The 13,390-nt window shown below is 37.4% G+C and carries 9 protein-coding genes; 1 reads left to right on the plus strand and 8 read right to left on the minus strand.

Features of this window, described 5'->3' with window-relative positions; all coding sequences use genetic code 11:
* Window positions 1-19: 19 nt before the first annotated feature.
* The 5 genes from NAG76_05790 to NAG76_05810 all read right to left on the minus strand — a co-directional run bounded on the left by NAG76_05790 (window position 20) and on the right by NAG76_05810 (window position 6,806).
* The gene (locus NAG76_05790; protein ID URN95756.1) at window positions 20-1,666 is read right to left on the minus strand and encodes an extracellular solute-binding protein; all 1,647 of its coding nucleotides are present in this window, start codon (window positions 1,664-1,666) and stop codon (window positions 20-22) included.
* 156 nt (window positions 1,667-1,822) lie between these two features.
* Window positions 1,823-2,602 (minus strand): response regulator, encoded by a 780-nt coding sequence (locus tag NAG76_05795; GenBank protein URN95757.1) that lies wholly within the window; start codon window positions 2,600-2,602, stop codon window positions 1,823-1,825.
* A complete protein-coding gene (locus tag NAG76_05800; GenBank protein URN95758.1) occupies window positions 2,595-4,313 on the minus strand; it encodes a histidine kinase in 1,719 nt (572 codons plus the stop codon). Before NAG76_05800 ends, NAG76_05795 begins: the two co-directional genes overlap by 8 nt.
* Window positions 4,314-4,555: 242 nt before the next feature.
* Window positions 4,556-5,815, minus strand: coding sequence for a glycosyltransferase family 4 protein (locus NAG76_05805; protein URN95759.1), 1,260 nt, complete (start codon window positions 5,813-5,815; stop codon window positions 4,556-4,558).
* 88 nt (window positions 5,816-5,903) lie between these two features.
* A complete protein-coding gene (locus tag NAG76_05810; GenBank protein URN95760.1) occupies window positions 5,904-6,806 on the minus strand; it encodes a YafY family transcriptional regulator in 903 nt (300 codons plus the stop codon).
* Window positions 6,807-6,873: 67 nt separating this feature from the next.
* Between NAG76_05810 and NAG76_05815 the strand changes: the two genes are divergently transcribed.
* The gene (locus NAG76_05815; GenBank protein ID URN95761.1) at window positions 6,874-7,413 is read left to right on the plus strand and encodes a dihydrofolate reductase family protein; all 540 of its coding nucleotides are present in this window, start codon (window positions 6,874-6,876) and stop codon (window positions 7,411-7,413) included.
* 170 nt (window positions 7,414-7,583) lie between these two features.
* Here the strand turns inward: NAG76_05815 and NAG76_05820 are convergent, their stop codons facing one another.
* The 3 genes from NAG76_05820 to NAG76_05830 all read right to left on the minus strand — a co-directional run bounded on the left by NAG76_05820 (window position 7,584) and on the right by NAG76_05830 (window position 13,097).
* On the minus strand, window positions 7,584-8,999 hold the full coding sequence (locus NAG76_05820) for an alanine:cation symporter family protein (GenBank protein ID URN95762.1): 1,416 nt from the start codon (window positions 8,997-8,999) through the stop codon (window positions 7,584-7,586).
* Window positions 9,000-9,237: 238 nt separating this feature from the next.
* Window positions 9,238-12,255, minus strand: a complete 3,018-nt coding sequence (locus tag NAG76_05825) for an S-layer homology domain-containing protein (GenBank protein URN95763.1) — start codon at window positions 12,253-12,255, stop codon at window positions 9,238-9,240.
* Window positions 12,256-12,332: 77 nt separating this feature from the next.
* Window positions 12,333-13,097 (minus strand): hypothetical protein, encoded by a 765-nt coding sequence (locus NAG76_05830; GenBank protein ID URN95764.1) that lies wholly within the window; start codon window positions 13,095-13,097, stop codon window positions 12,333-12,335.
* Between the last annotated feature and the right edge of the window lie 293 nt (window positions 13,098-13,390).

Below are 13,390 nucleotides of genomic sequence, written 5' to 3' on the forward strand. Positions count from 1 at the left end.
CAATCCGCTCTTTACTGCATTACTTAACTGCTTCATTTACCTCGCTAGTAATTTCATCTCCGCCTTGTTTCTTCCAATCCGCTACGAATTGATCAAAAGCATCGATTGGTTTGTCACCCATAATAATTTGAATAAACGTTTCGTCTTCAAGCTTTTTCAGGTTAACCCATTTACGGTTCATCGTAGTTGTTTTCCCATAGAAAGCACCTGTTACTTTCTCAACGTTGCTTTGAATCATCCCTCTAGTTGTATCCACAGTTATCGAGCTTGCCCACGCAAGCAGATCTTTCTTAGGGTTTTCATTGTTGTATACGATGCGATCATATTGAATCTTCTCATGAGCTAGTAAAGTATCGTATTCTCTAGTACCAGCAAGTACTTCATCTACTTTAACAACCGCAATTTCCTTCTCATCGAATGGAGCCATCATATGACCGAATGGTAGATTAACACGGTTGTATCTCACGTTTTGATCAATGTAAAATTCATTTCCACGAGTTTGGTCAATAATGTATTCATGGTTCAAAATTCGGATAACTGCTTCTGGGTTAGCCATCTTTTTGCTGACAGCAAGATAGCTGGATGTCGGAGACATCGTGTGCGTTTTAAATTTACCTTCTTTGTCTAGTGGAACAGCTACTGTTACCCACTCTGCCTTCGGATCAAGCTTAAGGTTATCGATCATAATCCATGATGGCATCCAGAATGGTCCGAAGAACATACCCGCACGACCAGAAATAATCTTTTCACGACCACTTGAGCCAGTTTCAGCAACAAACTCTCTATGAATAACCCCATTAGCATACATATCGCGAAGTTTAGCAAGTGCTACCTTCGTCTCAGGCTGGATTGAGCCATATTCTACAGTACCATCGTCATTTTTAACCCATAGTTCCGGATAAGCATCAAAGTAACTGAATATCGTATCAAAACCAAATATACTGTTGCCTATATTAACAATATCTTGTTGGCCAACTAGACCAATCGTTTGATTGTTGCCGCCACCTAAGTTGTTATCAATAAATGCTCTCGCTGCCACTTCAATGTCTTCCAATGTTTTTGGAACTGGAAGACCTACTGCATCTAGCCAGTCTTTACGTATGAACAATGTATTCATAGCGTCAGCACCTGGAGATGAGTTAGGTACAGCCATCAATTTACCGTCAAACGTGGCAGATGCTAAACTTAGTTCCTTTGTTGATTCGAAAACTTCTCTAAGTTCAGGAGATATATTAGCCTCATATACGTCCGTCAGATCTGCAATTAGATCTGCGTCAACAAGAAGTTTCAATTGTGCTTCGTCAACGAGCATAACATCTGGAACGGATTCACTTACGATAACGAGATCCATTTTCTGTTTGTAAGGATCACCATCTGCTGTTTGCCAATCATAATTAAACTTTACGTTAAGCTCTTCCTCTATAAATCGAACATATTCATTGTTCTCTTGAGTATCACCAGGTGGCAATTCAATATCTACAGACATTGCCTTACCTAGACTTACAGTTATTGTCTCTTCAAAGCGACCAAATGGATCAGCTGCTACAACGGGAGTTTTTTCAACTACCTCTTTGTTTCCCTTACCATTCCCACCGCTTGAACAAGCTACTAACGTTGTACACATAGCAATTAATAAAACCGCTTTCATTTTTGTTCCAAATACCATGACTTGATCCCCTCCAAAGTCTGTAATTGATTTGTTCTCGTTAAGTATATCTTCAATAGCAGAAAACCCGACTTAGATTTCTGACCGCAAAGCGTATTATTCCTGTAAGCAAACAAATGCCGAAACGGACAAAATTCACCGTTTCGGCAACATTTTTCATAGGTTCATTGGATCTTGATTACGAAAATCAGAGGGTAGCATACCTACCTCTAATAAAAACTGACGACTGAAGTACTTCTCATCCTTAAATCCAGTTTGCTGAGCAATATCATATATGGGGCGATTCGTACTTAATAGTAATTGTTTCGACCTCATTAAACGCATATTTTTTAAATACTTATGAAAGCTCGTCCCCATAATATCCTTAAAGCATTGACTGAAATATCCTCTACTCATATTTGCAACCTTTGCGATGTGTTCCTGTGTAAAATTCATCTCATGCTGCTCCTGCATGTAGTTAACGGTTTTCTTAATTGATTGTACAATTTCTTCAGGATACTTCCCTCTGTACACAGTGTTTAGCTCCATAGGTTTAGATTGAGATATAGTGGAAAGGCGCTCATAATAGCGAGTGACAATTTGTTGAAGCATATCCTCCATCACGTCATTTTCCAACTGTGTTTTTAAAATATAATCGATAGCTCCGAGTCTCAGAGCCTCCTGCACGTATTCGAATTCTGGATGGCAAGTAAGAATAACAATTTGCACATTAGAATACTTTTCCTTTACTTCACGTATAAGTTGCATGCCGTCCATCTCCGGCATGTTCAAATCTGTAAATAGTAAATCTATCGGTTGTTCAGACATAATCTCTAAAGCACGTACCCCATTAGATGCCTCTGCTATGACCTCAATCGAAAACTTATCCCAAGGCATAATCGTGATAATACCTTTACGCACTAATTTTTCATCGTCAACAATACATGCTTTAATCATGATGTGTTCCCTCCTTGTTCAATGGCAATGTGACTTGAATAGATGTACCTTCACCCTTCTTACTCGTAATAATTAACTCTCCTTGTGCGCCATAATTACTTTTCACTGTTTTGTATACATAGTTAAGACCTATGCCAAACCCTGTCTTATTGACTCCATCGGAAAGTAACTGATCGATTTTCTGCTGATCAATACCAGCCCCATTATCCCGAACGATAATATTCAATCTATCGTGGTTTTTTTGTTCAATAATAACCTCAATCATCCCTCCAACATCACCAAGACCATGATATAGAGAATTTTCTACTAAAGGCTGCATAAGGAAACGTGGAACTTCAACATCTAGCATCGCTTCATCCACATGTAGACGAATATCATACTGATGGTCATATCGAACTTGCTGAAGAGCAATATAATCCTTTAAAGCTTCCAGCTCTTGATTTACAGTGACAATAATTCCATCCTTGCCCAAATTATAACTAAGTACTTTAGTAAAACTAACGATAAATTGATCAATCTCCTTCTGTCCATTCATTCGAGCTAGCCACTGTACCGTATTAAGTGTATTGTACAAAAAGTGAGGATTAATCTGGGCCATTAACTTGGCAACCTCTGTTTCCCTCTTCATTTTCTCTTCTACTTCAAGTTGTTTAATTAGCTCTTGAATTTTAAAGCCCATATTATTAAATTGGTCAATTAAATAATCAAATTCTAATAACCCACTATGCTCTAGCCTCGTATTAAAATTGTTAGCCGATACTAGGTACATTCCTTTTTTTATATTAATAAGCGGACGATATACATAATTACGAATCGTAATAGCAATAAGAATACTTGCCGTAATAGAAAGAATAATAACAATGATAAAGGACCCGATCCATTTATTAAACTCACTATTATAATCAGATCGATCTACAAAAACGACTAATCTTAGATCCTTTTGATCCATATCCTCAAATGCTACGTATTGTTCAAGCCCTTCACTATCATATAGACTACCAATGGGTAGTAAATCATTATTTTGCGAATAGGCAACATAACCCTGTTTGTCAACAAGTACGTGAAAAGCCCCCATGCCATACTGCGCTGAATTCAATATCTTTTCAAATACTTTAAAATTAGTTTCAACGTATATCTCTATATTCGAAGTTTGAGGAGTATGTAATCCTATATCAAATTTTCGAATAATGGATATCACCATATTCGTATTACTATACTTATAGTTAGAATAGTGTGGGCCATAATAACTTGCTCCGGAAATATTCGTTAACTTTGTCAAATCATTCAGTTTGAATTCTTTTACAAGTTGATTGGACATGACAACGCTTTCAGAATCTCGATTGTAATACATCGTAAGTCCAACAGTAGGATTGGTGAAATTAAATAAATTTATTTTTTTTTGGATATCACTACTTAATGTTAAGGAATCATGTAAATCTTCTATTTCAAGCCAATTAGCAAGATCGCTCCCAATTAAACCATTAATCGTAAACTGCTGTGACGAGTACTCCAAATTGTTCAGCATTGTAATCAAGTTTCCTCTAACTTGGTCTAAATGGTTCATTAATCCCTTGTCAATTTTATTGTCCAAAATAGATGAAATGGAATACATAGAAAGACTACCAATTAAAATGATTGGAATGGTGGAGCAAATAATCATTAGCGTATATAATCGAGATTTTAATGATGAAGTGAATAATCTATAGCTCATTTCTCTTAACTTCCTAGTTATTCCAGTTAGTATTTTCATATCCCTCTCCTTAACAAAACTGAATAAACAAACTTATCATACCATGGCTATATAATATTCTATATCTCCGGAAATGGCTGTTTCTTGTGCGATTTAGCGATATTCATTACCGTAACTAGATTTCATTGAAGGGGTAAATTTCATCTTATGACAACAATAAAAAGTCGTCGTAAAGTTATTGGAATAACTTTACGACGACTTTTTTAATATATTAAGTTATTGTTTATCAATGTAGGTGTAGTCTCTTGAAGTAGTGAATCTATCTTCTTGCACAACTTAACCCAGTCAAAATGTTCGCTAGCATCCCGCTGTGTACTATAGCAGACTGTTTCTAATCGCGTTTGATCATTGCATGTCTCGATCATTCTAAGCGCTAACTCATAGCTAAGACCAACCGTATGCAAAGAACCATACTCTAAATATCGATTTTGCAACTTATACTGATCATCAATGAAGTTTAATCTTAATTCATGTTTCGAGGCTGCATCTCGATTGGATTCAATATCTGAACCAATTAAATAGCAACCATGAACTTTTGCTTCAGACAAAACATTGGCATATCCTTCATAGGCTGAAGGAAAAACAAATATTTTCGCTTTTATGAACCAATCATTAAGTATTTCCCTATCACTCGTAAAACCTAAAAAAACAATTCTTTCATTTAATTCAGGGTTTTCTTGAGCAAACTTTTCAATATAAGGCTTAAATGATTCTTCAACGCTGCCTGCAAGAACGAGCCTCCAACTACTAGGTATGTGAGGGACTGCTAATCTGAATCCTTCTAGCAATACATCCGTCGCTTTCGCCGGATGTCCTAACCTGGCAGCAGTAAAAATAATATCTTCCTTTTCCTCGAAAGCAAATATTTTATCTAAACCATTCTCAGCATTACCCAATGAATAATATCCGTTAGGTATATAGTGAATAGGTACTGACCATTTTTGGCTAATATATTCCACCATTGTTTCACTCGAAATGATATCACAATTCCCCAGAAACTTGGTAAACTCATCCGTTAGTATCGTATTGTTAATCCAAATGATATTTGCATCAAGCTTCAAGTAAACTTTACCTGTTGGATTCAATTCTTTGTACTTATTAATAGCATTATAATAAAATTGATAAAACCCAAATATAAATAACACATTTATTTTTGATGCGTTACTTTCAATATATTGCTCCAAATCATTACCACAATCGTAAACGTTATTTGAGAAAACAGTATCCATAACATGTTCTGGATGGTACTCGAAACTCGGTTCGATATAATCAATTTCAATATCCTCAGAATACAACTGTAACGTAGGCCAAGTAACATTGCCATTAGGTGGTTTATATGTGGCGAATACTGCCTTATACCCTACATACTTTTGCATGATGTAAGGAATAATTCCTATATCTTTCGTTAGATGATTATCTGCCATATAAGGTGCTAGTAAGTAAAATGATTTTTTATTACTCATTAATTCACCTCTTCTAATCACCGAATAAATAAGCGTTTTTATGAAGCTTCTAATGAATACTATTCAAAATGGTCTGTCATTATACTTTTTACTCATATTGCCTTAAGCTACTTTCAAGCTGCTCCATTACTATATCCCTCAATTGTGGCGGGCTAATAACTTTGGCATCTGGTCCATATGCAAGTAGTTTCCTTGCTACAAATGGAAATTCCTCAAGCGGAATTTGACCACAATATCGGTTGTTCATAATAGATTTGAATAACGTATCCGATTGTGCGAGTCTTGCTCCAAACTCAGTAAATTGAATAATGACTTCGACACTTTGCCTACTATCCTTCGAATGAAGCCAATCATTCAGCGTGGGGACCGATTTCTCACTATGTTGAAGAATTTCCAATTGCCCCATCCGATCAACCCGATACAGCAACACGCTATCCCCTTTTTGGGCAGGCATATACCAATACCCATGCTCGTAGTAGACACCGAGCGGATAAGCTTGTACTTTCTTAGTGCCACTACGAGAGGCATAACTGAACTCAACTTCACGCTTTTCCACTGCCGCACTTAATATAAAAGTAGTCAATGGCTCTGGATGCATCCCATGATGTTGAACAAAGGCAATATGTTGCCTCATTCGCACAATCTCGTCCTGTACTTCTTGGGGTAAGCTTGTAAAATGTTGATCTGCTAATTGGGTACGTATAGAGCCGTACGGAAAGTCCGACACGTTCTCCAAATACTCAATCATCATAAACATCCCAAACGCCTCATGCTTTGTAAGCTGAAGCGGCGGCAAAATTCTGTTCGGCAGCACACGATAACCACCATTTGCACCAACTTCTGCATAGAGCGGAAAGCCCATTTTCTGTAAATGATCTAGATCACGCTGAATGGTACGAATCGAGACATTAAACCGATCTGCAAGCTCACGGGCAGTAAATTTTTTTCGTGAATCCAATAATCTCATCATGGTTAAAATTCTATTATTCAAGTTCATCACCTAATTACGTCATAATTTGTCATAATTATAATGTATCATAAGCGATACAAAGGAGGAAATGAATATGAACAATAATAAAGTCGTGCTTTATATTGCGACAAGTTTAGATGGTTATATCGCTAGACGAGATGGTTCGGTTGATTGGCTTGATCATGTAGAAGTGGGTGAAGGAGATGGCGGTTATAGTGAATTTTATAGTACTGTAGGTACGATTGTAATGGGTCGCATGACGTATGATGAAGTTCTCATACTGGCAGATGTATTTCCTTATGCGGACAAGCCATGCTACGTCCTTTCCAGATCGAAGCAAGCTTCTACTGCACATGTTACATTTACTGATGAATCAATTAACACGCTTATACCAAGATTAAAAGGTGACTCTAAGGGCGATATTTGGCTAGTAGGGGGAGGTCAGCTTGCTGCTGCCTTTTTGCAAGAGGGGCTGTTAGACGAACTGCACATCGCAATTATTCCAACCATACTCGGAGAAGGTATTCCGTTGTTCCAAGCAGGAGTTGCACCTACTAATCTTCATTTGATGAAAGTGGATAAGTTCGAACAAATGGTTTCACTCATATACAAAGTAAATAACAATTGATCACCCACAATTTTGTAACCACTGCCTATGTTCTATAACAAAATTAGCAATAAAAATGTATTCAAACTTAAAAAGGAGAGGCGTCTGCCAAGTACAGACGCCATCTCCTTAACTATATTTTCAAGAAGACTATCGTGGAGCTAATCACCATCACAATAATGATCTTTCTATTACTTACTCTTCACTTCTGGCGAGTTGTCCCAACATTCAACGTTTTCCACGCCTTTAATGCTATCTTTATAGAAAACAGGATCTTTACCCGCTCGTTTCTGTTGCTTGTAATCATGCAACGCTGCAAAGGCTACTTTTGATAACAGAAAAATCGCGATCAAATTCACGATGACCATTAAACCCATGAACAAATCAGCCAAATTCCATACCAATTGTACCTTGGCAACAGCACCAAACACTACCATTGCTAACACACTATAGCGATATAACCTCAACACTGACTTCTTGGAGTTTAAAAATTCAATATTTGTTTCACCATAATAGTAATTTCCGATTAGCGTACTGAAAGCGAATAAGAAAACCATAATAGCCAATGCTCCTGATGCCCATGACCCGATATGATCGCTTAAAGCAGCTTGTGTAAGTAATATACCGTCCAGTCCAGGCTGCTTGTATGCATCGGACAGTAATATAATAAAAGCAGTACTCGAACATATTAGTAAAGTATCCACCAGTACGCCAAGCGCTTGCATAAGTCCTTGCTTAACGGGATGACTTGTTGTAGCTGTTGCAGCCGCATTCGGCGCGCTACCCATCCCTGCTTCATTCGAGAACAGTCCTCGTTTTACACCTTGCAAAATAACGGCACCAAAAGTTCCACCAACCGCTTGATCAAATCCAAAAGCATTTTTCACAATAAGCGCTATCACTTCGGGCATTTTTTCAATATTAAGTAATACAATACAAAATGCTGCTCCTACATAGATAACAGCCATAACGACAACAATATATTCAGACATTCTAGCAATACGTTTTATACCACCAAAAATAACGATACCAAAGGCAACAGCCATGACTAAGCCAAGAATGACACGATTAGTGCCGAACGAATTTTCAAAAGCAACCGTTATCGTATTGGACTGTACAGCGTTAAATACAAGACCGAAAGACAACGTAATGAGTACCGCAAATATTGCTCCCATCCAACGTTTGTTTAAACCCTGTTCCATATAGTATGCAGGACCGCCACGGAATCCTGTCTTATCCTTGATTTTATATACTTGCGCTAATGTACTCTCGACAAAGCTAGATGCTGCACCAATAATCGCTATAACCCACATCCAGAAAATAGCCCCTGGTCCACCAATGGCAATGGCAATCGCAATACCCGTTATATTACCAGTTCCAACTCTTGCCGCCATACTAATACAAAATGCTTGAAACGATGAAATGTTATTAGGTGACTTTTCATTAGAACCTTTCAGAACGACAAACATCTCTTTGAACATGCCAAATTGTACGAATCTCGATCTAATTGTGAAATAAAGTCCACAAGCGATAAGTAGGATGATCAAAATCTTTGACCATAAAAAATCGTTTGTGACGTTAATTATATTATCTAAAACTTGTTGCATTAAATTCCGCCTCTCTTGCATGCTGTCGATACCCAGTTGCTAAACATTCTCCAACTTATTATTCTCAAATAAATCCGTCCTTATTTCAACAACCAAATAAAAACAATAATTTGTAAATATTTGAAGTAACTGATACTAATTTTCAATTCATGTATATGGACTATACCAGCAGTTCTGAATATAAACAAAAGAGATGGATAACCCTTTCGGTTATCCATCTCTTTTAAGTTCTTTTCTCTTATTTATAAAGGAGGTTATAAAGTACTTGTGCTACTTCAGCTCTTGTAGAAATCCCTTTTGGATCTAGTTTCGCGTTGTTACCTTTAATAGCACCGCTTTCTACAAAAACATTGAAAGCATCCTTAGCATATCCAGCAATTTGATCTGCATCACTAAAGCTTGATACGGAAGTATTTGTAGACTTAGTAGGAACTTCACCAAGCACATCAAGTGCACGATACAACAACGTGAACAAATCCTGACGTGAAATTTTGCTATTCGGATCAAACTTATTATCACCAATGCCAGTTGTAATGCCTAGAGACTTCGCTTTAGACAAGTATGGTGTGTAATACGTATTGCCTGCATCAGCGAAATTATTTGCAGAGTTCTCATCTGCCTCAATTCCATAAGCTCTTAGTAAGAATACAATAAACTGACCTCTTGTTACTTCAGCATTCGGACTATATTGATCAGCTGTAGTACCACTAGTAATATTTCTTGCAGCTAAGAAAGTAACTGCATCTTTATACCATGCTGACTGAGAAACATCCGCAAAGGATACCGGATTGTATCCAATGATATATTCAGAAAAATGTGTAGTAGTAAACTCTACAGATTTCGTTGATGCATGATATTGACCACGTATTGTTTCTAAATCACCTGATTCAGAAATATAGTACACAATAATTGCATTCGGATCTTCATTTGCTTGTAGGGTGTAAGGTAAACTAATGTGTACATTTCCTCCACCAAAGCTTGAAATAGCGGTCGTACCCGCAAATACAGAGAATGTATAAACAGGTCTGTCTCCCAATACTTGCTGGCCTTCCTCAGTTAGCGACGACTTTTCAATAATAATACTAATATCCCCCGGATCTGTGGAAGCTTGAATGGCGTCAATAGCCTTTGCGTCAAAGCTTACCGTTCCATAGCCAACATTAACTTGAACGTTAGCATCTGTGCTAGTAGCCAAACCTTTAAATGCATTTCTCGGTAACGTTAGTTGAGTATATTGCGAACCAGAATTACCTGCAACATTGAATACTACTACTGCAGAATCTCCTAGTTTCTCAACCTTTTTAGCGTGATCAATTAGATCTTGAACGCTTTTTTCAGTTACTACTGCTACAGCTTCACCTGTAGCTTTATCTATTGTTGCAGTGATTTGAACCTCTACCTTTGGATCAATATCACTATCAACAGGTGTAGTTGGCGTTGGTGTTGGTGTTACTGGTGCTGGCGTCGGTGTCACTGGTGTAGGAGTAGGTGTACTTCCTACATATGCAGGAACAACAATGTCAATAGATTGGCCAGGTTGATATGCTACTGCAACTGGAGCGATAGGTAATCTTGATGCTGTAACAGGACCTTGATATCCATTCTTAGCTCTATATCTAATCGTATACGTTCCAGCAGCCAAATTCGAAATCGAATCGCCATTTACAGGAACATACGTAGCATCATTTGCTCCAGCTAATTTGTACTCCAATGCTTTATTTGTAGTACCCGTAATTACTCCATTATTACCGTTAGATGAAGTTGGTGCTACCCCTACTAAGCCAGTTGGAATAGCTTCTAATCTTGAATAAAGTGAATGTAAAGCAGTGGCAAGCGCTTGATTATTATAACCATTTACAATGGTTCCACCGAATACATAATCAGGTGCAATATTTGATCCTGTACTGCTCGTTAATGAATACATTAATTCGACGTGTCCAAGAATCGGTGCACTACTATGATTTTCACCATATGAATTGTTTTTATTGTATGCAAATAAATATGGAACTTGCAGACGATCTGCTGTTACTGTATTACCACTACCATCTTGATAAGTAATTACAGTTGGCGTAGTAGCAGAATTGTTCTGAGTCTTAATATTTGTTAGATATTTAGATACCACATTTCCGTATAATTTAGCGTAGTCATGATTATTTGCTCTTACTTGAAGTTCCTCGTTATTATGAGGATGCAAATTACTTGCAACATCCACACCAGCAGTTAACTTCGTATCCCAAATGTAGATTTTATCGATATTATGCTCTTTCGCATATTTACCAATATATTTAATATCAGCTTGCGTATTTGGGCACCAAGAACCGCCGAATAAGATGAGATAATTACCGTCACTTTCAAGAATTTGAGTCAATTGATGATAAGTTACATGTTCAAATACATCGTAATAGCCATCAGCTTTATCAAAAATAGTCACTTTTGCATTTTCTTCTGTGTTAGAAGGATTATATTTGGGGTTCTCACTCCAAAATGTCTGATTGAACGCATTACCAATAAATTCCCAACTAGTTAGCGTGTTGTAATTAGCAGCAGGAACCTCGTTGAATACATCAAGAACTTGCGCTTTATATGCGTTCACCTTATCAGTATCCAGTGCATTTTCAGCTGTATTGAAATAACTCCAATCGTAGCTTCCTTCACCATTATGTTTTTCCAAAGACGCTATAATTGGTGCTGATTCCCCATCAACCACGTGGTCTTTATTATAAACGAATAAGAATGGGGATTGGAGCTTATTCGCTACAGTTGTAATCGTGTCTTTTGTATAACTAACATTCTCTTCAGCCACTTCATTCAGCGTCTCAATATTAGTCAAATATTTGTTGACTAAGTCAACATAGTAATGTGCATACTTGTTGCTGCTATCAGCAATTTGCAACTCGTTACCATCTAATTTTGTGTCAAAGTTATAAATCGTTTGAATACCGTATTCTTTGGCAACTTGATTAATAAAACCTATATCAGCTTGTGTCTCATTACTCCAAGCACCCCCGAATAGAATCGCATAGGTACCTTCACTTTTCAGAATTGTAACTAAGTCCTCATAAGGTATTGTTTTCAAAACATGGTTTGAATCGTTCAAATGCGGATATACCGCACTGAAGTAATCAAATTTAGTAACAGGAGTACTAGCTGAAGCTCCATTTGCGGCATAGGCACCATTAAGGTTGACGATTGGCAAGATAAGCACAGCTACTAATAGTAGTGCGACAATTTTCTGAATGGTATTATATTTCTTCATCGTTTTTCATCTCTCTTTCTTGGTCTAATTGCATAGCAGAATCTCTAGTCAACACACTTTCTTAGCTGTACTCTTTCTTAGCAATCCTCTTCATCAGATGTAGATGGCGTAGGTGCTGTTGGTGTAGAAGGAGCAGGTGCTGCTGGCGTAGAAGGCTCTGATGATGGAGCTGAAGGTATAGTTGTTGTAGTCTCCTTTGAAGAATTTGATGATGAAGTTGCTGGTTTATTTGTATCTGTTGTTGTTACTGCTTTAGGTTGTGAAGATGATTTATTTGTAAAAGTAACGGAGTTTGATTTTGTAGTTTCTGTTGTCGCTGGCTTAGTAGTTTCCGGTTGACTAGCTTCCTTTACTACCGGCGCTGCAGTCGGTGTTGCTACTAATTTTTCAGTTTCTTTAGATACTACTGGTGTGGAAGATTTTACAACTGGTTGTTGCTTTGTCTCTGTAGCTTTAACGTCTGTTGTAGAAGTCTTAATTTCTTTCGTTGTTGTCTTCACAGAATCATTCACTTGCTTAGTCACAGATTGCGTCCCTTCAGAACTTTGTGCTACTGGAGTTGTACTTTCCACTACTGCAACTTCCTCTCCAGAAGATAACGGCACTTCTACTTCGCTAGCCTCTGTAGTCACTTGTTCTACTGGTTGATCTACAGCGACCTCAGTTGCTTGCAATACTTCAGATGTCGTAGCCTCAGTAGTTACTTCAGTTGCTGTAGTCTGAACATTAGTAGGCGCAGCAGCTGAAGCTTCCTCCGTATTTTTATTTGCAGATACAGCTGCATAAGTCAAAATTCCAAAAGCAAGTGAAGCCGTAATAATTGTTGCTGTAATCTTTTTCATAATTAATCTTCCTTTCGCTCTTTGAGCTATTAATTAGTAGTACAATACAGCGTTATTGGCATAAAAAAAGAGACTTAACGCAGTGTATACTTACACACTCGCTAAATCTCTGGTCGTCCAGTTGACTTATGTCTTTTAATATCCAATACAACAGTTATTGTCCTTGGTTTATAATTCCATCTTATTCACTCGGGATTAAACTGTCAATACATTTTTAAATATTCCTATTGGTTTTATCGGAATTATTTTTAGAACCACTTTTTTCAAAAAAAAATCGATTGACTTTTATAACT

The sequence above is a fragment of the Candidatus Pristimantibacillus lignocellulolyticus genome, from assembly GCA_023639215.1.
Classification (GTDB): Bacteria; Bacillota; Bacilli; order Paenibacillales; family Paenibacillaceae; genus Pristimantibacillus; species Pristimantibacillus lignocellulolyticus.

Coding starts and splice junctions, on each gene's coding strand:
- NAG76_05790 (URN95756.1), bottom strand. CDS start 1,666: ATGGTATTTGGAACAAAAATGAAAGCGGTTTTATTAATTGCTATGTGT.
- NAG76_05795 (URN95757.1), bottom strand. CDS start 2,602: ATGATTAAAGCATGTATTGTTGACGATGAAAAATTAGTGCGTAAAGGT.
- NAG76_05800 (URN95758.1), bottom strand. CDS start 4,313: ATGAGCTATAGATTATTCACTTCATCATTAAAATCTCGATTATATACG.
- NAG76_05805 (URN95759.1), bottom strand. CDS start 5,815: ATGAGTAATAAAAAATCATTTTACTTACTAGCACCTTATATGGCAGAT.
- NAG76_05815 (URN95761.1), top strand. CDS start 6,874: ATGAATATGAACAATAATAAAGTCGTGCTTTATATTGCGACAAGTTTA.
- NAG76_05820 (URN95762.1), bottom strand. CDS start 8,999: ATGCAACAAGTTTTAGATAATATAATTAACGTCACAAACGATTTTTTA.
- NAG76_05825 (URN95763.1), bottom strand. CDS start 12,255: ATGAAGAAATATAATACCATTCAGAAAATTGTCGCACTACTATTAGTA.
- NAG76_05830 (URN95764.1), bottom strand. CDS start 13,097: ATGAAAAAGATTACAGCAACAATTATTACGGCTTCACTTGCTTTTGGA.